We start from the raw sequence: 894 nt of genomic DNA on the forward strand, positions 1-894 counted from the left end.
AGTGCGGTAAAAATTTAGTTTTAGTTAAACTTTCTTTAATAACATTAATAAGTTGAATATCTCGAAACTGCCTAGGTGATAAATTAATTGCTATTTGAAACTCAGGGCTAAAGTTTTTTTGCCAGATAGCCGTTTGTGCAAGTGCTTGTTTAAGTACAAACTGTCCTAAATTGATGATAGCACCAGTTTGCTCGGCAACACTTATAAACTCATCAGGGGGGACTTGTCCTAAGATTGGATTATACCAACGTAATAATGCCTCAGCGCCCATTATTTTAGAACTGGCTAAATGAATTTTTGGTTGGTAATGTATCGAAAACTCATTTCTGCTTAATGCGCCGTGTAATTGTTCTTCAATAGCTAAGCGACGCTGGGCACACTCATTCATTTGACTAGTATAATAAGAAAAGGTGTTTCTACCACATTCTTTCGCATTGTACATGGCAGAGTCCGCATTGCGTAATAGCTCTGAAGTATCACTGGCATCACTAGGGTACATTGCAATACCGATACTTGTTGTCAGCAATAACTCTCTTGAATTAATGACAAACATTTCTCGAAACTGATTGAGTAAATTCTCTACTATAGGCTGTACTTCCTTAGTACTATTTAATCCTCCTAAAATGATAATGAATTCATCGCCGCCTAAGCGACCAACGGTATCAATACTGCGAACAACTTTTCTCAATCGGTTAGCCGCATCAATTAACAATTGATCGCCAACATCATGGCCTAAGGTATCGTTTACTTTTTTAAAATCATCTAAATCTAAAAATAACAAAGCGACTAAATCATTATTTCTATCTGCTTCCTTACAAGCAATAGATAATCTATCAAGTGATAAGAAACGGTTAGGTAAAAAAGTTAAAGAGTCAAAGTGAGCCTGGTGAAGAA

1 protein-coding gene is annotated in these 894 nt (G+C 36.1%); it reads right to left on the reverse strand.

The window, feature by feature from the left end:
• On the reverse strand, positions 1–894 hold an 894-nt coding region (locus tag A9Q93_RS00080), incomplete at both ends, for a bifunctional diguanylate cyclase/phosphodiesterase (RefSeq protein WP_303685327.1).

This window comes from Nonlabens dokdonensis, from assembly GCF_002162835.1.
GTDB classification, from domain to species: domain Bacteria; phylum Bacteroidota; class Bacteroidia; order Flavobacteriales; family Flavobacteriaceae; genus Nonlabens; species Nonlabens dokdonensis_B.